22 protein-coding genes are annotated in these 22,429 nt (G+C 57.7%); 16 read left to right on the plus strand and 6 right to left on the minus strand.

All coding sequences use genetic code 11. From position 1 onward, the window contains the following. The first annotated feature begins 27 nt into the window (after nucleotides 1-27). Nucleotides 28-1,050: a tRNA dihydrouridine(20/20a) synthase DusA gene (gene dusA / locus EO133_RS18870; RefSeq protein WP_280516110.1), complete on the plus strand. Its 1,023-nt coding sequence runs from the start codon at nucleotides 28-30 to the stop codon at nucleotides 1,048-1,050. Nucleotides 1,051-1,053: 3 nt separating this feature from the next. On the opposite strand, the gene EO133_RS18875 is transcribed toward dusA, so the two are convergent. After that, the gene (locus EO133_RS18875; RefSeq protein WP_127074200.1) at nucleotides 1,054-1,536 is read right to left on the minus strand and encodes an Lrp/AsnC family transcriptional regulator; all 483 of its coding nucleotides are present in this window, start codon (nucleotides 1,534-1,536) and stop codon (nucleotides 1,054-1,056) included. A gap of 297 nt (nucleotides 1,537-1,833) precedes the next feature. Between EO133_RS18875 and EO133_RS18880 the strand changes: the two genes are divergently transcribed. Continuing rightward, complete coding sequence (locus tag EO133_RS18880; protein WP_127074201.1) at nucleotides 1,834-3,360, plus strand: sensor histidine kinase; 1,527 nt, start codon at nucleotides 1,834-1,836, stop codon at nucleotides 3,358-3,360. 6 nt (nucleotides 3,361-3,366) lie between these two features. Here EO133_RS18880 and EO133_RS18885 read toward each other — a convergent pair whose 3' ends face one another. Together EO133_RS18885 and cobT are read right to left on the minus strand one after the other, a co-directional pair. After that, the gene (locus EO133_RS18885) at nucleotides 3,367-4,056 is read right to left on the minus strand and encodes a glutathione S-transferase family protein (RefSeq protein WP_127074202.1); all 690 of its coding nucleotides are present in this window, start codon (nucleotides 4,054-4,056) and stop codon (nucleotides 3,367-3,369) included. A gap of 50 nt (nucleotides 4,057-4,106) precedes the next feature. Beyond that, a complete protein-coding gene (gene cobT / locus EO133_RS18890; protein WP_127074203.1) occupies nucleotides 4,107-5,123 on the minus strand; it encodes a nicotinate-nucleotide--dimethylbenzimidazole phosphoribosyltransferase in 1,017 nt (338 codons plus the stop codon). Nucleotides 5,124-5,189: 66 nt separating this feature from the next. Here cobT and EO133_RS18895 point away from each other — a divergent pair, with 66 nt between their 5' ends. Beyond that, nucleotides 5,190-6,023 carry an adenosylcobinamide-GDP ribazoletransferase gene (locus EO133_RS18895; RefSeq protein WP_127074204.1) on the plus strand — a complete coding sequence of 278 codons (834 nt, stop codon included), beginning with the start codon at nucleotides 5,190-5,192 and terminating at the stop codon, nucleotides 6,021-6,023. 13 nt (nucleotides 6,024-6,036) lie between these two features. After that, a complete protein-coding gene (locus EO133_RS18900) occupies nucleotides 6,037-6,723 on the plus strand; it encodes a retropepsin-like aspartic protease family protein (protein WP_127074205.1) in 687 nt (228 codons plus the stop codon). Nucleotides 6,724-6,784: 61 nt separating this feature from the next. Here the strand turns inward: EO133_RS18900 and moaA are convergent, their stop codons facing one another. Continuing rightward, nucleotides 6,785-7,807, minus strand: a complete 1,023-nt coding sequence (gene moaA / locus EO133_RS18905) for a GTP 3',8-cyclase MoaA (RefSeq protein WP_244640739.1) — start codon at nucleotides 7,805-7,807, stop codon at nucleotides 6,785-6,787. 151 nt (nucleotides 7,808-7,958) lie between these two features. Between moaA and rpiA the strand changes: the two genes are divergently transcribed. The 7 genes from rpiA to gltX all read left to right on the plus strand — a co-directional run bounded on the left by rpiA (nucleotide 7,959) and on the right by gltX (nucleotide 16,305). Continuing rightward, nucleotides 7,959-8,651 carry a ribose-5-phosphate isomerase RpiA gene (rpiA, locus tag EO133_RS18910; protein WP_127074206.1) on the plus strand — a complete coding sequence of 231 codons (693 nt, stop codon included), beginning with the start codon at nucleotides 7,959-7,961 and terminating at the stop codon, nucleotides 8,649-8,651. Between the two features lie 38 nt (nucleotides 8,652-8,689). After that, nucleotides 8,690-9,208: a DUF2059 domain-containing protein gene (locus tag EO133_RS18915; RefSeq protein WP_164735101.1), complete on the plus strand. Its 519-nt coding sequence runs from the start codon at nucleotides 8,690-8,692 to the stop codon at nucleotides 9,206-9,208. Between the two features lie 112 nt (nucleotides 9,209-9,320). Next, a complete protein-coding gene (gor, locus tag EO133_RS18920; protein ID WP_127074208.1) occupies nucleotides 9,321-10,700 on the plus strand; it encodes a glutathione-disulfide reductase in 1,380 nt (459 codons plus the stop codon). 148 nt (nucleotides 10,701-10,848) lie between these two features. Then, on the plus strand, nucleotides 10,849-12,225 hold the full coding sequence (locus EO133_RS18925; protein ID WP_127074209.1) for a class II 3-deoxy-7-phosphoheptulonate synthase: 1,377 nt from the start codon (nucleotides 10,849-10,851) through the stop codon (nucleotides 12,223-12,225). Nucleotides 12,226-12,356: 131 nt separating this feature from the next. Further along, nucleotides 12,357-13,181, plus strand: a complete 825-nt coding sequence (locus EO133_RS18930; protein ID WP_127074210.1) for a hypothetical protein — start codon at nucleotides 12,357-12,359, stop codon at nucleotides 13,179-13,181. A 128-nt stretch (nucleotides 13,182-13,309) separates the two neighbouring features. After that, a complete protein-coding gene (locus tag EO133_RS18935; RefSeq protein WP_127074211.1) occupies nucleotides 13,310-14,980 on the plus strand; it encodes an NAD+ synthase in 1,671 nt (556 codons plus the stop codon). Then, nucleotides 14,977-16,305, plus strand: coding sequence for a glutamate--tRNA ligase (gene gltX, locus EO133_RS18940; protein WP_127074212.1), 1,329 nt, complete (start codon nucleotides 14,977-14,979; stop codon nucleotides 16,303-16,305). The genes EO133_RS18935 and gltX overlap by 4 nt, the downstream gene beginning before the upstream one ends. On the opposite strand, the gene EO133_RS18945 is transcribed toward gltX, so the two are convergent. Continuing rightward, the gene (locus EO133_RS18945) at nucleotides 16,250-17,386 is read right to left on the minus strand and encodes a DUF2865 domain-containing protein (protein ID WP_164735102.1); all 1,137 of its coding nucleotides are present in this window, start codon (nucleotides 17,384-17,386) and stop codon (nucleotides 16,250-16,252) included. The two genes, gltX and EO133_RS18945, sit on opposite strands and share 56 nt — an antisense overlap. Nucleotides 17,387-17,561: 175 nt before the next feature. Here EO133_RS18945 and EO133_RS18950 point away from each other — a divergent pair, with 175 nt between their 5' ends. Beyond that, nucleotides 17,562-18,569, plus strand: a complete 1,008-nt coding sequence (locus tag EO133_RS18950) for a fumarylacetoacetate hydrolase family protein (RefSeq protein WP_127074214.1) — start codon at nucleotides 17,562-17,564, stop codon at nucleotides 18,567-18,569. A gap of 141 nt (nucleotides 18,570-18,710) precedes the next feature. On the opposite strand, the gene EO133_RS18955 is transcribed toward EO133_RS18950, so the two are convergent. Then, the gene (locus tag EO133_RS18955; protein ID WP_127074215.1) at nucleotides 18,711-19,478 is read right to left on the minus strand and encodes a TetR/AcrR family transcriptional regulator; all 768 of its coding nucleotides are present in this window, start codon (nucleotides 19,476-19,478) and stop codon (nucleotides 18,711-18,713) included. 179 nt (nucleotides 19,479-19,657) lie between these two features. On the opposite strand from EO133_RS18955, the gene EO133_RS18960 reads away from it, so the two are divergent. The 4 genes from EO133_RS18960 (at nucleotide 19,658) to EO133_RS18975 (ending at nucleotide 22,303) form a co-directional block, all read left to right on the plus strand. Beyond that, a complete protein-coding gene (locus tag EO133_RS18960) occupies nucleotides 19,658-20,620 on the plus strand; it encodes an ATP-binding cassette domain-containing protein (protein ID WP_127074216.1) in 963 nt (320 codons plus the stop codon). A gap of 41 nt (nucleotides 20,621-20,661) precedes the next feature. After that, nucleotides 20,662-21,417 carry an ABC transporter permease gene (locus tag EO133_RS18965; protein ID WP_127074217.1) on the plus strand — a complete coding sequence of 252 codons (756 nt, stop codon included), beginning with the start codon at nucleotides 20,662-20,664 and terminating at the stop codon, nucleotides 21,415-21,417. Next, nucleotides 21,417-21,752 carry a VOC family protein gene (locus tag EO133_RS18970; RefSeq protein ID WP_127074218.1) on the plus strand — a complete coding sequence of 112 codons (336 nt, stop codon included), beginning with the start codon at nucleotides 21,417-21,419 and terminating at the stop codon, nucleotides 21,750-21,752. Before EO133_RS18965 ends, EO133_RS18970 begins: the two co-directional genes overlap by 1 nt. A gap of 125 nt (nucleotides 21,753-21,877) precedes the next feature. Next, nucleotides 21,878-22,303: a cytochrome c gene (locus EO133_RS18975; protein WP_127074219.1), complete on the plus strand. Its 426-nt coding sequence runs from the start codon at nucleotides 21,878-21,880 to the stop codon at nucleotides 22,301-22,303. Nucleotides 22,304-22,429 lie beyond the last annotated feature (126 nt).

A 22,429-nucleotide genomic window follows, 5' to 3' on the forward strand; every position in this document is an offset into this window, starting at 1 on the left:
ATCGAAAAATAGGGTGCCTCTACCGCCGTGCAACGTTCTGAAGATACTAAAAAAACCGTTTTAAAACAAGCGCGTAGGTTCTCCACGGCCCCTATGATGGACTGGACGGATCGTCATTGCCGCTATCTGCACCGGCAATTAACGGGCCGGAGCTTGTTGTTCACTGAAATGGTGACGAGCGCCGCACTGGTTCACGGTGATCCCGAGCGCCTGCTTGCGCGTGATGCAGGCGAATATCCTGTTGCAGTGCAACTCGGTGGCTCGGACGCTGTTGAATTGGCCGAAGCCGTCAGGATCTGTGATCGTTTCGATTATGACGAAATCAACCTCAATGTGGGCTGCCCGTCCGACCGGGTACAATCAGGCAGGTTCGGGGCCTGCCTCATGGCCGAGCCTGAACTGGTGCGCGACTGCCTGGTTGCCATGCGTGATGCAACGGATACCCCGGTGACGGCCAAATGCAGGATCGGGATCGACGATCAGGATAGCGAGGCCGACCTCGACCGGTTCGTGAATATCGTGCTGCAAAGCGGGATCGAAGCGCTCTATATTCACGCGCGCAAGGCGTGGCTTCAGGGGCTTTCACCCAAGGAAAACCGCGATATTCCGCCACTCGATTATGAGCGTGTCTATCGGCTAAAGGAGCGGCTGGGCGATTTTCCGGTGTTCATCAATGGCGGCATCAAGACGCTTCAAGAGTGCCAGGTGCATCTGCGCTATGTCGATGGCGTTATGCTTGGCCGTTCCGCCTATCACGACCCGATGATCCTGGCGGACGTGGATCGCGCGATATTCGGCGAGGATGCACCGGCCAAAACGCTTACGCAGATCGAAGCCGCGATGACGGCCTATGCCGAACGTGAACTGGCCAAAGGCGCGCGCCTGAACCAGATCACGCGCCATATGCTGGGGCTTGCCAACGGTATGCCGGGCGCAAGGCGCTTCCGCCAGATATTGAGCGTAAAAGCATGCATACCAGGCGCAAGCCCGCAGGTCATCGCTGACGCCTTTGCCGCTCTTGAACCTGCCAAAGCGATGGCGACTGCGTAGCTTCTATTTATCGTCGCTAAGGACAGCAAATTCGAGCGGCAGGGCGGTGGTATATTTGATCTGCTCCATCGCAAAGGATGAACTGACGTCCGAAAGCGGGATTTTGGAGATCAGCTTCTTGTAGAAAACGTCATAAGCCTGGATCGAAGGCACTACGACCCTTAGCAGATAGTCGACCTCGCCGCTCATGCGATAAAACTCGACAACCTCGGAAAATTCCTCGACGACAGAAGCGAATTTGCGCAACCAGGCATCGTTATGCTCGTTAGTGCGCACGGCCACAAAGACGGTCACACCGGCATTGACCTTTTCGGGGTTGAGAACCGCAACCCGGCGCTTGATGACGCCTTCTTCTTCCATTTTCTGGATACGCCGCCAGCAAGGCGTCGTGGACAAACCGACCTTTCGGCCGATTTCGGCTACCGGCATGGTAGCATCTTTTTGTAGCAGCTGAAGAATCTTGCGATCGAGCTTATCGAGCGCCATGTGTGCCCCTGAAATTAATTTCCTAAATTTGACGTAAAATTTCACGCTAGAGGAAAAATGTCCGCCTCGCCCGCTATTTGATGGGTTGATCTTGCGTATGTCAAGGCGAGGAATTGAAGTTTTGCCGGGACTTGAAGTCTGTTGATAACGCAATTGCCCAAGGCGAAGTAGGAAAGCGTTAACCATAGCGTTCAACCGCTCATTAACTACAAGTCCGATAGTTTGGCTCCCTGCGTACCGGTTCATCTTAAAAGTTGATGAGCCCTTAATTTCGAGTTGTGTGTATTGAGTACCCAAATGGCGTTCCGCCAGGCAAATCGTGCGAAAGAGGCCTCGCCGTCTGGCCGCGACACGCGGCGTGACGCGCAGCGAACCGTGTTCGATGCGCGCCAGCGCCTGACATCGACTTCCGGTACACGCGCATCCTTCGATTATGATCTGCTCGATGACTATGCTTCAGCGCGTCTTGCCGGACTTGCGCCGATGCTGGTGGTGCTCGTTTTTCTGGCTGGTTTCGCCGCGCTTTGGGTCACGCCGGCAATGGCGCTGCTCTGGGCCGTTCTGGTGATCGCGGCCAATCTGGCTGTGACCTTTGCCTGCTGGAAGTTTACGCAGGAGCCGCGTGACAGATTCAATGCACGCCGCTGGACCGCAATATTCATTTTCGCGGAAAGTGCGTTCGGCCTTGCGTGGGCGCTTCTGCCGCTGCTCTCCTTTGCGGCGGAAGGGGAAGGCGTTCACGTCATCATGTTCGCAATGCTGCTTGTCGGCACCGCCGCGAATTCCATTTCGACCCGCGCCCTGCCACGCGCGACACTGGTTTCAACCCTGCCTGCAAGTCTGGCCGTCAGTGCGACGCTGCTTTTCGCGGGTGGCACACTGAACTATGCGCTTGCTTCGGTGTCCGCCAGCGCGTTCTTCTTTTTCATGTTCCTCGCCCGTCAGCTACATAAGGCGCAAATCGCCCATCTGGAGCACAAGGCTGAAAAAGACAGCCTGATCCTCGAACTCGAAGAAGCGCGCAACATGTCCGACGAGGCGCGCCGTCATGCCGAACAGGCCAATATCGCCAAATCGCGTTTTCTGGCCACAATGAGCCATGAATTGCGCACCCCGCTCAATGCGATCATCGGCTTTTCCGAAGTTCTGAAATCCGAGCTTCTGGGCGCCCATACCGTGCCCCAGTACAAAGAATATGCGGGCGACATTCACGCCAGCGGCCAGCACCTTTTGAATCTCATCAACGAGTTGCTCGACCTCTCCCGCATTGAGGCCGGGCGATATGACCTTAATGAAGAAGCTGTCAGCCTGACCGATATCGCAGCCGATTGCCGTCGGATGCTTGAGATCCGTGCAAGGGGCAAGGAGCTGGAGCTGGGCTTTGAAGTAGACGATGACCTACCAAAGCTATGGGCGGACGAGCGCGCAGTGCGGCAGGTTGTGCTCAACCTGCTGTCAAACGCGATCAAATTTACTCCACAATCAGGCAAGGTCCTGCTCTCGGTGGGGCGCAGCGACGACGGCGGCCAGTTTGTCTCGGTCAAGGATAACGGCCCCGGCATACCTGACGACGAAATTGAAACCGTACTGTCTTCGTTCGGGCAGGGTTCACTGGCGCAGAAAACCGCAGAACAAGGGGCAGGGCTGGGCCTGCCCATCGTTCAAAAGATCATGGACCTGCATCAGGGGCGGTTCGATCTGTTCTCGAAGCTGCGCTTCGGAACAGAAGCAATCGCAACCTTCCCCCGCGCGCGCGTGATGGAAGGTCTGGCTCCGGTCGTCGAGCCCCGCAACCGCCTCGAAATCTATTCCGAAGCCGGTTAGACCCGTTTACTTGGCCACAGCGCGGTAATCGGCTGTCACCGTTCCGACAAGCGGAACTTCCGCATCATGGGGCTGATCGCGTAGCGTTTCCGCTATCCCTTCGGCATACCATTGCTGCATAGCCGGAAGGTTCAACAGGCGTTCGGCATAGGCCTTTGCCTCTGGTCCGACGTCGAGCCCGTAGGTCTGAATGCGGAAGGCGACGGGGCAGAAAAAAGCATCGACGGCAGTAAACCTTTCTCCGGTCAAGAACGGGCCGCCAAAGCGCTTCAGACCTTCGGACCAGAGTTCTTCGATCCGTGCCTGGTCTCGGGCCAAGGCGGGTGAAACCTCATTCAAGGTAACCCGCAGACCGACATTCATGCCGCAGATATTGCGCAGAGCGAAAAAACCGGAGTGCATTTCTGCAGTGGCTGAACGCGCCCATGCGCGGGCTGTGCGATCCGCCGGCCAGACATTGGGGTGATCTTCCGCAACATATTCGGTGATCGCGAGCGAGTCCCACACCGTCACATCGCCATCGACAAGGCAGGGGACCAGCCCGGTCGGCGAAAACTTGCGGAAAGCCTCGTAAGTTTCACCCTCAAGGAACGGCACGAATCGTTCCTCAAACGCGATACCGAGTGCCTTGAGCAGCACCCAAGGCCGCAGGGACCAAGAGGAATAGTTCTTGTTGGCGATATAAAGCGCATACATGGCGCAGCCTCCCTTAAATTAGTAAGCAATACTTACCTAGATACTGGTGTTCAGTCCAGCTTCTCGTCGACCGCGGCTTCGGCAAATGTCGCCATATTCTTGTGCAGGTGCAGGGCTGTCTTGCATAAAACCGCGCCCAGAGCCGCACCGCTGCCCTCGCCAAGACGCATACCAAGATCAAGAAGCCCCGTCTTGCCCATGTGTTCCAGTGCGCGCTTGTGGCCGGTTTCGGCGGATGTGTGGGCAAAGATGCAGTGATCGATCGATCCCGGCGCGACAGCCTGAGCAATCGCCGCAGCGCTGGTGGCAACAAATCCGTCAACGATCACGGGGATACGATTGTGCTGCGCGGCGATGATGGCGCCGAGCATGGCAGCGATTTCACGACCGCCCAGATGCGCAAGCACCTCGAATGGTGAATTGAGGCGCCCGGCATGGCGTTCCAGTGCGCGGTCGACCGCATTGGCCTTGCGGGCAAGGCCTTCATCATCCACGCCGGTGCCCCGGCCAACCCAATCGGCTCCACTGCCGCCGAACAGACCAGCATAGACTGCGGCCGCTACGGTGGTGTTGCCGATGCCCATTTCCCCGATGCAGAGGAGGTCAACCTCGCCCGCTATCGCTTCCATGCCGTAAGCGATTGTGGCCGCGCAGGTGCGTTCGTCCATAGCTGGGACAATCGTGATGTCGCCAGTTGGCATATCGAGTGCAAGCTCGAACACCCGCAGATTGATTTCATGCAGAGCGCAGATTTGCGAAATGGCCGCCCCGCCTTTGGTGAAATTGTTGACCATCTGCTTGGTCACTTCGCGCGGGAATGCAGAAACACCCTGATCGGTAACGCCATGATTTGCGGCAAAAATCGCCACCATCGGGTCCTCGAATGTCGGCTCGGCCTTGCCCTGCCAGCGTGCCATGAACTCCACAAGCCGTTCCATTTCACCCAGTGATCCGGCCGGCTTGGTCAGTTGTGCGTCGCGTGCGCGGACGGCAGCGACAGCGGCCTCGTCGCCTTCCGGCCCCAGCATCAGAAGGTCTTGAAAATCGGCATAGGCTTTTGCGGACATGGCGGCTCCAGGATTCGGATGATATGAGGGGCGTCTCTTGTGAGCCATAGTCGATGGAAACGCAATGTGAACGATGACAACAATGGGGCGCAAAACGCCCGGAACGATAATCTTTCGCCCCCCGAGAGCGGCAATCTATTTGCCGATATGGTAATGGCGCTTCGGTTCTATTCCCGCCTGCCCACCGGCTCGAGTCCGCATGAGGTGCCCAGCTTGAACCGGATCGCTATGGCGGTGCCGTTGGCCAGCCTGATCATGGGGCTGCCCGGAGCAGCGGTGCTTTTCATATGCGTCCTCGGCGGAATGCCGCCGCTGTTCTCTGCCGTTCTGGCTGTCGCGGTCTTTGCCGTTATCACCGGCGCCATGAGCGAGGATGCGGCGGCCGATGCGGCCGACGGATTGTTCGGCGGCGCCTCACCCGAGCGGCGATTGGAGATACTCAAGGATAGCCGCCACGGAACCTATGGGGTGCTGGCCATTGTCTTTGTCGTCGGGCTAAAGGTTTCCGCGCTCGCTGCGATCGCGGCAGTCAATGTCTTTGCGGCAGCGCTGATATGGATGGCAGCCGGCATGATCGCCCGTTCGGGTTCGCTTTATGTTGCATTCCGGCTTGCTCCGGCAAGGAAAACCGGCGCTGCGGCGGCAGTCGGAGAACTGTCACGGAACGCATTCGTACTTGGGCTCGTTTTTGCTTCGATCATCGGTGTCGTGCTGGCTGCGCGATTTACCGGCCTTATGGGGCTCGGCGTCGGGCTGGCGCTGGCGGCGGCGGTCGCGTGGGGCTGGACACGGCTTTGTGAAAGGCTTGTGGGCGGTTCCACCGGAGATTTGATCGGCGCTCTTCAGGCGCTGCTTGAAATTGTCCTTTTGGGCACCTTTATGCGTATGGTGGTTGGATAGATCGGATATTTTGATGCTGTTTGTTGCCTTTGCAATTCTGATAATGGTTGGCATTGCCTTGGCAATAAGCGCCGATTTGGGAGCCGTGGTCGGCCTGACCCAGAACCAGGCAGCGCGGATCATTCCACTGCTGATCATTCTGACGCTGGTGGCGAGCGCCGTGGTTGGACGCCGGCACCGGATAGGAGAGATCATTGCGGGTTTCGCAATTTGGGCCGCAATCGGTGCGCTGCTTATTCTCGGCTACAGCTACAGGGACGATTTCAGCCGTGTGGGCCAACGCATTATGGGGGAGTTGCAACCTGGTGTGGCGATTGTCGAGGCCGACGGACAACGGGTGCGGATCAATCGCTCATTCGGTGGCAGTTTCAGGGTTAACACCGCCATCAACGGCGTTGAAGTTCCCATGATTTTCGATACCGGCGCCACGGCGGTCGTGCTCACGCGAGCCGATGCCCGCAGGGTTGGTATCGACATAGACAGATTGAGCTATACGGTGCCGGTGCAAACCGCCAACGGTTTGGCGACAGCGGCGGGAGTAACGCTTGATTCCATGCGGATCGGTTCGATTGATCGCAGCCGCATTCGCGCCTTCGTGCTACCGCAAGGCGCGCTCGAAACCTCACTGCTGGGCATGACCTTCCTCGATACGCTGTCACGTTTCTCGGTCAGCCAGGACCTGCTGGAACTGGAAAACTAGAGTGTTTCCAGGATAAGTGGACACCACTTATCCGGTTCGGAAACGCGACAAAACAAATGCTCTACCCACCCGTCACCGACATATGCCGCACCACCGATGGAGTCTGGATACGTTCGGCCACGAAATCGTGGCCCTTGGGCTTGGCGATCATGGCTCGATCAAGCGCGGCATCGAGCGCCTCGACGCCGCCTTCCCGTAACGCAGCACGTAAGTCGACACGGTCATCCTGCCCAAGACACATATAGAGTTGGCCCGTGCAGGTGAGCCTGACGCGGTTGCAGCTTTCACAGAAATTGTGGCTGAGCGGGGTGATGAAGCCCAGGGTGCCGCCGGTTTCGGTGACGCGCTTGTACCGGGCAGGGCCGCCGGTGCGCTTGGCGATATGTTCGAGCGTAAAGCGCTCGGCTATGCGATCGTGCACCTGCTTGAGCGAAAGATGAGCGTCCGCGCGATCAAGGGCAACCTCGCCAAGTGGCATGGCCTCGATCAGCGTAAGCTCGTATCCACGGGCATGTGCCCATTCCATCATCGGGATGATCTCATCCTCGTTGACGCCCTTCATGGCCACCATGTTGAGTTTGACGGCAATGCCCACAGCTTGTGCGGCTTCAATACCCTCAAGAACCTGCGAAAGCCGTCCGCGCCGGGTGATCTCGGTGAATAGAGCATTGTCGAGCGTGTCGAGCGAAACATTGATGCGGCGGATGCCAAGACGCGCAAGTTCTGCTGCATGTCGCGCCAGTTGGCTACCGTTGGTGGTGATCGTCAATTCATCCAGTGTGCCCTGCGCCAGATGGCTTTCAGACAGGGCTGCGATAAGTTTCATGATGTCGCGCCGCACAAGCGGCTCACCGCCTGTCAGCCGCACCTTGCGCACGCCACGAGCAACAAATTGCGCAATAATGGTCTGGATTTCCTCAAAGCTGAGCACTTCGCTCTTGGGCAAAAACACCATGTTCTCGCCCATGCAATAGGTGCAGCGGAAATCGCAGCGATCAGTTACCGACACCCGCAGATAGTTCACCTGCCGTCCATAGCTGTCTATGAGCGGGCGTTGAATCTCACCGGTTTGGCGCGCGTGCATGTTCATGAATCGAGTATAGGTGCAGCGCGACTGGGTTGAAAGGTCGGCCAGAGATAAAAGACGCCGTGAAGAAACATGGACCTTACGACAATTGACTTTTGTGCCAATCGCAAACAAGTGTGCGCCAAAATCGAAATCCTTGGGAGAAACCATGAGCGACGCACTCAAGCGAGAGGCCGCGAGGGCCGCATTGGATGAAGTCCGGTCCGGCATGCGCATCGGTCTTGGTACGGGCTCGACAGCAAAGCACTTCGTCGATCTGCTCGGCGAAAAGGTGGCTCAGGGCTTCGATTGCCTTTGCGTGCCCACCTCGATTGCGACCGAATGCCAGGCCAGAGACCTCGCTATCCCGCTCACGACGCTCGAAGAGATCGATTCGCTGGACCTGACCGTCGACGGAACCGATGAGATCGACCGCGACTTCCAACTCATAAAGGGCGGCGGGGCGGCTCTTTTGCGCGAAAAAATCGTTGCTGCCGCGTCCGCCCGCATGGTCGTTATTGCCGACGACTCCAAGCTGGTCGAACACCTGGGGAAATTTCCGCTTCCCATCGAAGTGAACCCGTTTGGACTTGCCGCAACGCAAAGGTCAGTGGCCAAGGTCCTGAGCAATATGGGGGCAACCGGCGGGCTGGTCTTGCGCAAGTCGACCGATGGCGAAATACTGATCACAGATGGGGGGCATTACATTCTGGACGCATCATTTGGCCGCATTTCGGACGCAAAAGCACTCTCGACCGCGTTGCTTGAGATACCGGGAGTGGTGCAGCATGGCCTGTTCATCGGTCTGTGCCAGCAGGCCTATCTGGCAACGCCAAATGGTGTAATTCAATTGTCCAGGTAATGTGCCTGAAATCAACAAACCGTAAGGGATCGAGCATCATGTCATACATGTCCAAACTCTATCGTCTGCCCGCCGCGATCTGCCTTGCGGCAGCCATTTCCGTTTCCACTGCATCGGTTTCCTTTGCGCAGCAGGAAATTTCGCCCGAGCACCTGGCGACTGCCCGCCAGTATGTCGATATGTCGGACCGCTCCAATGTTTATGAACTGGCCCTTATCGAGTTGGGCATGGCGGTCATGCGCACGCTGGTGCAGCAGGATGCAGCGCTGGTTGAGCCTCTTCCCGATGCGGTGCAGAAGGTTGTCGAGGAATACTCCGCCCGCAAGGGTGAGCTCTACAATCAGTTTGCGCGCATCTATGCGTCGCGCTTCACCCATGAAGAATTGACCGAAATCGTGACGTTTTACGAATCCGATGTCGGTCAGAAGCTGTTGGCGCAGAATCCCGGCATCAATAATGACATGCAGAACGTGCTCAACATCTGGGAACAGAATGCACGCACCGAATTCCTTTCGCGCGTCCGGGCGGTTCTGCGTGAAGAGGGCTATGACGTCTGATCTTCTTGACATTAAGTCATGACAAACCCCGCGCCTTGTGCGCGGGGTTTTTTTGTGCGAACCCGCTCCCCATATAGGACAACGCAATTTACCGATGACGGGGGAATAAGCGATGAGCGAGCAATACGACCTGATTGTAATTGGCGGTGGATCAGGTGGTGTAAGGGCTGCTCGCATGGCGGCCGGTTTCGGCGCCAAAGTCGCGATCATCGAGGAATACCGTTACGGCGGCACCTGCGTCATTCGCGGCTGTGTACCCAAGAAGCTGTTCGTCTATGCTTCGCGGTTCAAGGATACGTTTGAAACGGCTGCCGGTTTCGGCTGGCAAGTCGATGCGAGTTTCGACTGGTCGACTCTTCTTGCCAATAAAGACAAGGAAATCGACCGGCTCGAAAACATCTATGAAACGCTGCTCGATGGCTCCGGCGTAACGCTTTATCACGACCGTGCGATGGTGACCGGCCCCAATTCGGTCAAGTTGAAATCTGGCGAAGAACTCACAGGGAAATACATCCTGATCGCGACGGGTGGCACGCCCTTCAAGCCGCATATCGAGGGGGCCGAACTCGGCATAACCTCCAACGAAGCCTTTCATCTTAAAACCCTGCCCAAGACTATCCTCATTGAGGGCGGCGGCTATATTGCCGTGGAATTCGCCACGATCTTTGCCGGGCTGGGTGTTGAAACGACCCTTGTCTATCGCGGCGACCGGATATTGCGCGGTTTCGATCATGATCTGCGCCAGGGCCTTGAAGATGCGATGCAAGGGCGCGGTATTCGCCTGCGCTATGGCTACCACATTGCCAGTCTGCGCAAAGACGGCGACGGCGTTTGTGTGAGCTTCTCCCATGGGGAAGAAGCCACCTTTGGCGCCGTCATGTTTGCGACCGGACGCCATCCCAACACCGATGGACTAGGCCTTGAAACAGCCGATGTCGAACGTGACCAGGCCGGCGCAATCGTTGTGGACGAATATTCGCGCTCAAGCTGCCCCTCGATCTATGCGGTGGGCGATGTGACGGGCAGGGCGGCATTGACCCCGGTGGCGATCCGCGAGGGCTCAGCCTTTGCCCAGACGGTCTTTAATCATACGCCGACAACCGTGCCCTACGACCTGATCCCGACAGCCGTATTCTCCGAGCCTGAAATCGGCACGGTTGGCCTTTCCGAAGAGTTAGCCGTCGAGCGCTATCGCTCGATCGACGTTTATGTTTCGCGCTTCCGGCCCATGCAAAATACGCTGACCGACAAGCAGGACAAGATGATGCTCAAGCTCATTACGGAGAGTGAAACGGGCCGGGTGCTCGGCTGCCACATTTTTGGTCCGGGCGCCGCCGAAATGATCCAGCTTGTCGCCATTCCGATTGGCATGGGGGCGACAAAGGCCGATCTCGACCGGGCCATTGCGGTGCATCCCACGGCGGCCGAAGAACTCGTGACGCTCAAGGCGCCGACCTATTGCGTGCGTGATGGCAAGCAGGTGAACGCCTGACACATGGTCTGGCGATCGTGCTTTTCAGGTCGCACTGGCGCCATGTTCGACTATAGAATGCTTGGCATTGCGGCCTACACTTGCTATGCCGCCAGCCTCACGCAGCGTTTGCGTGGGCCTTTTGCACTTTTTGTAAGCGAGAAAAACGATGAGCACGTGGACACCTGACAGTTGGAGGAACAAGCCAATCCTGCAGGTCCCGACCTATCCAAGCGCCGATGCGCTTGAGGCGGTCGAGGCCAAGCTCGCGTCGTTTCCTCCCTTGGTTTTTGCAGGCGAGGCGCGCGACCTCAGGGCCCAACTGGCCGACGTCGCAGCCGGTAAAGCATTCCTGTTGCAGGGCGGCGATTGCGCCGAGAGCTTTGCCGAACACCATGCCGACCATATCCGCGATTTCTTCCGCGCGTTCCTGCAGATGGCGGTGGTGCTGACGCATGGCGCTTCCAAGCCCGTGGTCAAGGTTGGCCGCATTGCCGGGCAGTTTGCCAAGCCGCGTTCCGCCGACACCGAGGTCATCGATGGCGTGGAACTGCCATCTTACCGCGGCGATATCATAAACGGCATCGAGTTTACGCCCGAAGCGCGCATCCCCGATCCGGCTCGCCAGCTTGAGGCCTATCGCCAGTCTGCGGCGACGCTCAATCTGTTGCGGGCATTTTCGTCGGGCGGCTTTGCTAATCTTGCGCGCGTCCACGAATGGACGATGGGCTTTATGAAGGACTCCAACTGGTATCCGCGTTATGAAGAGGTCGCGCGCAAGATCGATGACGCCATCGAGTTCCTCGGCGCGCTCGGCCTCAATCCCGAAAACACGCCCGCGATGCGTGAGACCAAGTTCTTCACCTCGCATGAAGCCCTGCTGCTCGGCTACGAGCAGGCGCTGACTCGCCGGGATTCGATTACAAACGATTGGTACGCGACCTCGGGCCACATGCTCTGGATCGGCGATCGCACGCGCAATCCCGACCACGCACATGTCGAATACTTCCGCGGCATCAACAATCCCATTGGCGTGAAGTGCGGACCGTCCATGTCCAGCGACGATCTCAAGCGTCTGATGGAAACGCTCAATCCCAAGGACGAAGCAGGACGCCTGACGCTGATCGCGCGCTTTGGTTCCGACAAGGTGGAAGAGCATCTGCCGCGTCTGATCGAAACGGTAAAGGCCGAAGGCCGCACCGTTGTGTGGTGCTGTGATCCGATGCATGGCAACGTCATCAAGGCTTCGTCGGGCTTCAAGACCCGGCCGTTTGACCGGATATTGTCGGAAGTGAAGTCCTTTTTTGAAATCCATCGCCAGATGGGCACGATTGCCGGTGGCGTCCATGTGGAAATGACCGGGCGTGACGTGACCGAATGCACGGGCGGCGTTTCCGCTGTAACGGAAGCCTCGTTGTCCGATCGTTACCATACTCATTGCGACCCGCGCCTCAACGCCAGCCAGGCGTTGGAGTTGGCTTTCCTCATCGCCGAGGAAATGCACGGCGCGCGCACAAATGGCGCCGCAAAGGCCGTCGGATACTAAAAAGTATTCTCAAGTAAAGTTGCAAAAGGCGTCTCGTTTGAGGCGCCTTTTTTGCTTTTTCGACTTAGGAGAACATTAACCCTAATCGATGCATAAGAATACGAACGTGTTTTTGAGTATCGGAGGGTTCAATGTCCCGACTTCTCGTTGGCCTCGCCGCCGGGGGCGTGTTGGTGGCAGGAATGGGAGCGGCCAATGCCGCAGACTGGGGCGTTTCCAAGGACCCTGTTTTCAAACCTGCCTATCCCGTGCATTGGGAAGAAGAAAGCCCGCTCGGCTTCGAGGTCGGTATGCGGTATTTTTATGGCATCGGCAGCCAGTCGTTCCAGCTTGGCGGTTCGACCTTTTCAGCTGACGATCAATCCCATTCTCTAGAAGCGCATCTCAGGATCGACGACCGATCAACGTCCACCTACCTCAAAGGGCACTTTGGGTTTGGCGCTATCACAGATGGCACTTACAAAGAGAATGGCACAGAAATAGATTCATTTCAGACCGGACGGCTTGCCTACGCTCTTGCCGACTTTGGCTATACGCCACTCGATACGGGCGCCGCACGCGCAGGTTTTTTTGCTGGCTACATGTACGCGAATGAATCGCCACAGGATTCTGGTTTAGACATTCATGGCCTTCGTCTTGGTATTGCCGGTCGCGCGGAACTGAGTGACATGCTCGACATCAGTGCTGAAATTGCAGCCATTCCCTATGCTTGGGTAAGTGGAAATATAGATGTCCTGCCCGTCCCGCCTGGTCAGTCGTTGACTGGCATTGATGGGGCGCTCTACGGCGGTGCCGCAGAAGTCATGGTCGGTTTCCATCCGACCGATGAGTTCACTATTCGCGCTGGTGCTCGCGGGACATATCTCAATGGCTATGTCTCATCCGATGAGCCGGGCGAACAATATGTCGAGACCTTCCGCTGGGGGCCGGTTGTCGAGTTGACCTACCGCTTCTAGAAATCGCTTCGATAGCAGTTTTCCGACACCGGGTCTGAACGCCCGGTGTTTTCTTTTGCGTCCTTGCTCTTGGGCGGCGGGCGGGATAAGTCTTGCGCCGCTTGTTCTGGCTATGGATTGCTGTTGTTGTGACCGAACGTCTTCGTATTGCGCTCGCCCAGTTGAACCCGACCGTGGGGGCGATTTCCGCCAATCTGGAAAAGGCAAGAAAAGCCATTGCAGAGGCAGAAGCGCAGGAGGTGGACATCCTGATGTTCACCGAGCTTTATCTGACCGGCTATTTCCCCGAAGATCTGTTGTTCAAGCGCCAATTCGTAACCGAGGCTATGGAAGCGGCCAAGGCGCTGGCGCAGGAAACCAGAGGGCTCAACCTCTCGCTGGTCTTGCCTACGATCTGGAGCGCAGACGGCAATCTCTATAATGCTGTCATCTTGGCGGAGGACGGCGCAATCATCGACCGGCGCTACAAGGTCGAATTGCCCAATGACGATATCTTTTATGAGCGCCGCTATTTCACCCCCGGTCCCTTGCCTCAGCCGATGACGATTGCGGGTATCTCGATCGGTGTGCCGATCTGCGAAGATGTCTGGCACGAACCGGTCTGCAAGACGCTGGCAGAGCAGGGCGCCGAATTGCTGCTTTGTCCCAACGGTTCGCCCTATTGGCGTAACAAGCAACGCATCAGGGTTGATCTCGTCAAAAAGCGCGTCGCAGATGCCGGTGTTCCGATTCTGTATTCCAATCAGGTTGGCGGGCAGGACGAACTTATATTCGACGGCGCCAGCTTCGGTATCAACATCGATGGCTCTCTGGCCTTCCAAGGTAAGAGCTTCATTGAAGAACTCGTGATCTCCGACTGGGAAAAGCGCATCACGGGCTGGCATTGCGTTGAGGGCAAAGTCACCGATCTGGTGCCTGTCAATGAAGCGCCATGGCATGCAGCGATGCTCGGCCTGCGCGATTACGTTCATAAGAACGGCTTTACTTCGGTTGTGCTGGGCCTTTCTGGTGGTATCGATTCCGCTGTGGTGGCCGCTATCGCCGTCGATGCTCTAGGTGCGGAAAATGTCCACTGCGTCATGCTGCCTTATCGCTACACGTCCGAGGCGAGCCTGCACGACGCCAAGGCCTGCGCGGAAACGCTTGGCGTGCGTTACGACATCGTGCCGATCGGCGCTCCGGTTGATGCGGTCAACGAGAACCTGAGCGAAATTTTCGCCGGTCGGAAGCCCGACATCACCGAAGAAAACCTGCAATCGCGCATGCGCGGCACCATCCTGATGGCAATTTCCAACAAGCTGGGCTCGCTGCTCATCACCACCGGCAACAAGTCGGAAATGGCCGTGGGGTACGCGACGATCTATGGGGACATGAACGGGGCCTATAACCCGATCAAGGACATGCTCAAGATGCAGGTTTATGGGCTGGCAGAATGGCGCAACTCCTATCAGCCATCCGATGTTCGGGGGCCGGCTGGTATTGTGATCCCGCCCAACATCATTGCCAAGGCCCCAAGCGCAGAGTTGCGGCCCGATCAAACCGATCAGGATTCGCTGCCGCCCTATCCGGTGCTCGACGCCATTATCGAAGCCATTGTCGAAAAAGAACAATCGCTGGCCGAGATCGTGGAACAGGGCTTTGAGCCGGAACTGGTCAAGCGCATCGAGCGGTTGATCTATATCGCTGAATTCAAACGCCGACAGGCAGCGCCGGGGCCGAAACTCACCCCCAAGGCGTTCGGCATCGGGCGCAAATACCCGATCACATCGGGCTATCGTGACGGGAGTCTTTGTAAATGAGTGTCATCGTTCGCTATGCGCCATCGCCAACCGGGCGGCTGCATTTGGGCAATGCGCGGCCCGCGATTCTGAACTGGCTCTTCGCAAAATCCAAGGGCGGACAATATATCCTGCGCCTCGACGATACCGACACCGCACGCTCGACCGAGGAATTTGCGCAAGGGATCGAGACCGATCTGGAGTGGCTCGGCATTACGCCGGACGCCAAGTTTCGCCAGTCCGACCGCTTTGCGCTTTACGATGCCGCCCGCGACCGGCTGATCGCCGATGGGCGGCTTTATCCATGCTATGAAACCGCCGACGAACTGGACCGCAAGCGCAAGCGCGCCAGGGCTTTGGGCAAGCCGCCGATCTACGATCGTGCCGCGCTAAACCTGACCGCTGAAGATAAGGCAAAGCTCGAAGCGGAAGGGCGCAAGCCCCACTGGCGCTTCAAGCTCGATGGGCGCCCGGTGCATTTTGTCGATCTCATAAAAGGTGAGCAGACGGTCAATACCGCGTCGATGTCGGACCCGGTGCTGATCCGTGAAGACGGCAGTTATCTCTACACATTGCCCTCGGTTGTCGATGATATCGAGATGGGCGTAACCCATGTAATCCGGGGTGAAGACCATGTTTCCAATACCGGAACCCAGATTGAGATTTTCGAGGCTCTGGGCAGCAGCGCGCCGATCTTCGCCCACCACAATCTCTTGACCGATTCCGAAGGGCAGGGCTTTTCCAAGCGATTGGGGTCATTGTCACTTTCGCAATTGCGCGAGGACGGTTTCGAGCCGCTGGCTGTTGCGACCATGGCGGCGATCACCGGCACATCGTTGCCGGTTGAGCCCTATGACAGCCTGGAGGCGATTGCCGGAAAGCTGGACTTTTCAATGATTTCGCACGGCGCCGCGCGGTTCGATACCGCCGAACTGGCTTCGTTGAACGCGCGGATCATTCACGCGATGGATTTTGAGACCGCAGCGCCCAAGCTGGCTGGAATCGAACCCCTAAACGCAGAATTATGGGCAGTTTTTCGGCCCAATCTGTCAAAAATCTCCGATTTCTCAGAGTTTCTGCCAATTGTTACGGGCCCGATTGAAAATGGGGTCGCGGAGGAAGATCGCGACTTCATAAACACGGCGCGCGAATTACTACCGGAGGAACCCTGGAGCGAGGAAACATGGGGGCAATGGACCGGCGCGATAAAGGAAAAAACCGGGCGCAAGGGCAAGGCGTTGTTCCTGCCGCTGCGACTGGCTCTGACCGGCCGGGCCGACGGTCCTGAACTCAAGTCTCTCCTGCCGGTTCTGGGGCGAAAGGTGTCTGTGGACCGACTATCCTGACTGGCCGGTTGTTCATCTCGATAATGCGCAGAGAGTTCGGCGTAGAGGTTGTCGGCGTAACCGGCGCCGACCCGTCCTCGCGTGGCCGCGGACGGGGCAGGGGCACATAAGCCGCCTCGGCTAACGCGGCGGGTGCCGTCGCAACCGTTGGTGTTGCTGCAGCGCGAATGCGCGGATCACGCTGGGGCAGCGGGAAGGCCAGATCTTCAAGCGAGATGATCGAGCGGTTTTGCCCGCCTCGGTCGGCAAGGGTCACTATACCGGTTGTCGGGCGTGGCTGGCATGAGGATTCGCTGTCGAAATTCTCGCGATAGGCGAAAGCATAGGGTGTCGAACGATAAGGTACGCCCGAAAGCGAAATCATGTCCTCGGGTTCCTCGCCGGGATTGCGATAGGAAAACAAGATGACCTCGCTACCTGGACACATCTCGTGGCACTTGATGGCGTCCTGCGCGATGTAATCGTCGGAGGTGGCAAAGCTGATGGGCCAGAAATAACCGTCGGTGGTGCGCACGCAAACCGTACGGCGTGTCTGCATACTAGTCCAGGGATCGACAAAATCGTCGTAAAAATCGATGCCGTCAGCTTCCGGCGCGACGCCGAAAATCTCCTGCAAGAGATTGCCCCGGCGCGTCAGCCCATCATTGGTCTGCCGGGTGATGGTAACACCCGACCCGCCGCCGGCCCGGCAATTGAAGCGCGCATAATCCTGCAACAGTGCCTGACGGTTCTGTGCAAGCGATTGACCTTCTCGCGCCATGGCCGTGAGACGCTGAACTTCCGTTCTTCCGCTGGTGATGGTTTGAGCAACGGCCATACATTCGCGGCTTAGCTGCTGACCCGAATTGAGCATGACCTGGCATCCGAAGCGCACGAACTGGCTTTCCGCCTGCTGAACCTGACCGCCGATAAGCCGCAGATTGGATACTGCCGCCTCGTAATTTGCATATGAACGATTGTTGTCGATGCTGCGCAGCATGTTCGCTATCTGCGTGCAGCTTTGATTCTGGGCCAGAACCATGCCCACATTGCCCAAAACCAGACCGGAGCCGACCACCGAAAGGACGGCCAAACGGCCCATACTGCCAAAAAGTCTACGGTACAGGCTCATATTCCGATTCGTTTATCACCATCTGTCATCAAGGGGTGAGTAGTGCCCAGCCACTACCAAAGCAAGGCTTTAAGAAATAGGTCTTATAGGGCATCTTACTGGCACTCATCCGCCCGCCCAAACAAATTCGAGTAGAAAACGCTTCATGAAACTCGCTTCGCTTCGCAACGGCCGCCCCGACGGGCACCTCATCATCGTCTCGCGGGACCTGACGCGCTTTGCCTCGGCAGGACGCATCGCGTCCAACCTGCAGGACGCGCTTGATGACTGGAGCCGCTGCGCACCGATATTGAAAGCTGTGAGCGATCAGCTCAACAATCGTGAAATTTCGGGCATGGTGTTCAACCCGGAGGAAGCACTGGCCCCGCTGCCGCGCGCCTATCAGTGGATCGATGGTTCGGGCTATATGACCCACCTGGAGCGCGTTCGCTCGCTCAAGGGCAGCAAGGATGCTGAACTGCAGCAAGAGCGCCCGCTGATGTATCAGGGCGGATCTGACAGCTTCATTGCGCCGCGCTCACCCATTGTCGTGCCGTCCGACGATCTGGCGGTGGATTATGAGGCCGAAGTGGTCGTGGTGACAGGGCATGTGCCGATGCGCCCGACGCGGGAAGAAGCGGCGAATTCGATAAGGTTGATCGGGATCTGCAACGATGTGTCCTTGCGTCGGCTTGTGGTGGACGATTTGCAGAACGGATTCGGGTTTTTCCACGCCAAGCCGGCAACCAGTTTTGCGCCGGTTTTTGCCACACCGGAGGAACTAAGCGATTACTGGTGGAATAGCCGGCTCAATCTAAAAGTGCGCATATCGGTCAACGATAACCTTTACGGTCAGCCCGACGCCGGAAAGGACGTTCGTTTCGATTTCGTCGATCTGATCGTAGCGGCAGCGCAGACACGCGAATTGGGTATTGGTACGATTATCGGTTCAGGCACGGTTGCCAACGCCCATGACGATATTCTGCCCCTAAAGCGCGACGGGATCGGCTTTGGCTGCATCGCGGAAGCGCGCACGGTCGAAAAGATCAGGATCGGCAAGGCACGCACGCCGTTTCTGAAGGAAGGCGACCGCATAAGGATCGAAGCAATAGACCGCAATGGCCGCTCGGTTTTTGGGGCCATGGATCAGCAGATCACGCTGCTCGGGAAGTAGGTACACGTTCTGGCGCGTTTGCGCCGCCTGCCGCTGCTTGTGTTCTTTGCCCTTGGATTCCGGGGATAAACCCCGGAATGACAATGGGTGAATAGGTGAGCCAGCGGACACGGAAAGCAAGAACTATGGCTGCCAAAGACGCTATGCCTTCTGTTTTCGGGCAATCATGATCGCCATGCCGTCGAGAAAGCGTTCCAGTCCGAAGCGGAATACGCGTTCAGGATCGCCCGGTCCGTATTCCTCGCCTGTTATCGTGCCGACGCGCTCTGAGATCGGATAAGGCGAATAGTCGATGGTTTCGACAAAGGGCAGGATGGAATACCACCAGTCATCGTCGCTCATGCCGGTCGCTTCAAAGACGAACTTCTGACGCGCGGCATTGCGCACGGCGCCAACCACAAAATCCATCAGAGCGGTGATCGAAAGGTCCATCTCGATTTCATCAAGGCCAATGCCATCGACCGCGCTCAGTGCAACCTCATAGGATGCAAGTGTGTTGGGGCCAAGCACCGGGCGGTGGGTCTGAAACTGGAGCACCCAGGGGTGTTGCAGGTAAAAGGCCCACATAGCCTCGGCAATGACGGTCATGCGTGCGCGCCAATCCATATCGGCCCAATCTGGCGGTGCGGCTCTGCCGGGCTCTGCAACGTGATCGAGCATGAGATCGAGCAACTCGGCCTTGCTGGGCACATAGGTGTAAAATGACATCGGCGAGATACCGACGGCCTCGGCAACCCGGCGGGTGGATACCGCGTCTAGCCCTTCACTATCGGCAATGGCCACGGCCGCACCGACAATATCGGCCAGCGCAACTTTCGGTTTGGGTCCACGACGTTTCTGGCCTTCCTTGCCCCACATCAGTTCAAGCAATTTGACGGGATCGCCCCGGCCGGAAATCTCGGACGTCATTTTTTCTCCAACAAACTATTTACACCGTACATAAATTACACTAACTCTGTGCGGCGCACAAGGTTAGTGCCCTTGTGCCGTTACGTTGAATTCTTACACCTGTTTCCACCTGCTGACACGCACTGTCAGCGGTGTCGGGTATCGCTGTCGGAATTCGACGAACCAATGGAGCGGATTCGATGATACATGGGCGCGATATTACACGAACTTTCAAGACCAAGACCGGCACTGTCGAAGCGGTGCGTGGTTTGAACCTCGATGTGGGCGAAGGTGAACTGGTGGCCTTTCTGGGGCCGAACGGTGCCGGAAAATCGACATCGGTACGTATGCTGACCACACTGCTGCCGATGACCTCCGGGGCCGCGAGCGTTGGCGGCCACGACGTCACGCGAGCGCCCGAGAAAGTGCGCCGCATGATCGGTTATGTGGGCCAGAAAACCGGATCAGGCCCATATCATCGCGTGCGCGATGAACTGATCATTCAGGGCAGGGCGCAGCGTATGAGCGAATCCGAGTCACGCAAGCGCGCCAATGAGCTTCTGGGCATGCTTGAACTCGAAGACCTGGCCGATCGCGACTGCAACTCGCTTTCCGGCGGGCAGAAGCGCAGGCTCGATGTGGCCCTGGGGCTGATGCATACCCCGAAAATCCTGTTTCTCGATGAGCCTTCGACCGGGCTCGATCCGCACAGCAGGGCCAATCTCTGGGATCATGTCATGCGTATCCGCCGCGAGACGGGCATGACGATCTTTCTCACCACCCATTATCTCGACGAGGCCGACACGATGGCCGAGCGTGTGATGGTCATGGACCATGGCAAAATGATCGCCGACGATACCCCAGAGCGTCTTAAAGCCGAACTGGCCGGCGATACGATCCGGCTGGCCATGGTGAGCGAAGGTGAAACGTTGATCGCGGCGGAAGTTGCGGCCAACCTTCCCAACGCCCGCGATATTGCCCCCAATGGCAGAAGTTTCTCAGTGACGGTGCGCGATGGGGCCGCGGTCATGCCACACTTCCTGCGCGCCCTGCATGAACGGGGCGTGGATATTGCGACTGCCAGTGTCAGGCAGCCAACGCTCGACGATGTGTTTCTCAACCTCACCGGGCGCTCGCTGCGCGAAAATGCAATAGCGGCCTAACCGGTTCTCATGCGCGATTCAAAATCTCAGGATTTCCTCCCATGACTTTCATTTCAGACACTTTTCTATCATTCCGGCGTGAAATCGGTCCTACTATGCGAAGCTGGTATTACATTGTCTTCGGTGTCGTTCAGCCATTGTTGTATTTGGGGCTTTTCGTCCCGCTACTGACCGCCATGCCGATGGGCGGCGACGGCAATGCACTACAATGGTTCGTGCCCGGCATGATGGTGATGCTGGTGCTTTTCACAACCGTTTCGTGCGGATGGGCACTGACCGAAGAGCTGGTGAGCGGCAGTTTCGAGCGCTTTCTGGCGACTCCGGCAAGCCGGCCAGGTCTGCTTGTGGGACGTGCGCTCAAGGAATTGGCGCCGCTTCTGATTCAGGCCCTGATCCTGATCGTGGTGGCTGCGCCTTTCGGCCTGCACCTGTATCCAGTGCCGATGTTGATCGGGCTTGCGCTGTTGATGATATTCGGGATTGGCGTTGCATCGTTCTCTTATGCGCTGGCGATTGCATCCAAGAACGATGGCGGCCTGTTCTACATGGTGTCCCATTCGGTATCCCTGCCACTGATGCTGCTCGGCGGCGTACTGCTGCCCATGCAGATGGCGCCGGACTGGCTCTATATCGCGTCGCGGTTCAATCCGCTGACCTATCTGGTGGAAGCGGAGCGCGCATTGTTTATGGGGGAAGTCTTCACGCCCATCGTGGGTTATGGCGCACTCGTTGCCGTGCTGGTCGCCATAGCCGGAATTGCCGTTGGCACGGTAACAGTCAAGAGAGCGAGCCTGTAATGAAACTCGAACATATCAACCTGACATCGACCGACCCATCGGCGACCGCGGATTTTCTCTGCACCTATTTCGGATTGCGCAATGAGGGCGGCAGCAAGAGCTTCATGCTGGTACGCGACGACAACGACATGGTCATCACCCTGATGAAGGCCAAGAAGGTCGACTATCCCAAAACCTTCCATATCGGCTTTTACCCGCAAAGTGAGGCGGAAGTGGATGCCATTGCCGCAAAGCTCAAGGAGGGTGGCTTCGAGCCGACGGCACCATCGCGCGATCACGGCTATTCGGTCTATGTCGAGGCGCCGGGCAACTTCACGGTGGAGATCACAGCCTAACATTTGCGTGAGCCGCTTCCCACGCAGCCCCACCACATGCGAGCCTGCGACTCGCGGGGCTGCGTATCGGGCGCACTTGGTCATAAGCCGAGTGCGGCTCGAACGACAAAGGGGACTGGGCATAAATGAACTTCAAGATTTTTCCAGCACTGGTACTGGCTGCGGCAGTGACACTGAGCGCACCGGTCGGCCTTCAGGCCCAGAGCGACGATCCTGCCGCCGAGCGCATACCGATCATGCGGTCTAACGGCATGGTGCTGCGCGCCGCGCCGCGGGCGTCCGGCGATGAAGCGATTGCCGCCGCGCAGACTTTTGTAGATAATTTCGCGGCCTTGCCGGCTCTGTTCGAGGACCCGGCATTTCCAGGCAATACACAACCGGCCGCCTGGGACAATTTCGATGCCTTCGTCGGCATTTTCGACGAAGCGCGTCAAGGGGCCGAAGCCGCACTTGCAGCAGCTCAGGCCGGAGACATGAACGGATATTCTGCCGGCATCCAGACCGTTGCGGCGACATGCAGCGCCTGCCACGGCCCCTATCGCCGGCAATAAGCGAGACTCCAAAGCCAGAAGATGGCCTGGGGCGGGGACATACCCCGCCCCTTTTTCATGCTTGATTTGATGTTATTTCGCGTCCATGGTGCGCGTCATGAAAACCGTTAACCCGATTTGTATTAT

Origin of the sequence: Pelagibacterium lentulum (assembly GCF_003992625.1) — a bacterium.
GTDB classification, from domain to species: Bacteria; Pseudomonadota; Alphaproteobacteria; order Rhizobiales; family Devosiaceae; genus Pelagibacterium; species Pelagibacterium lentulum.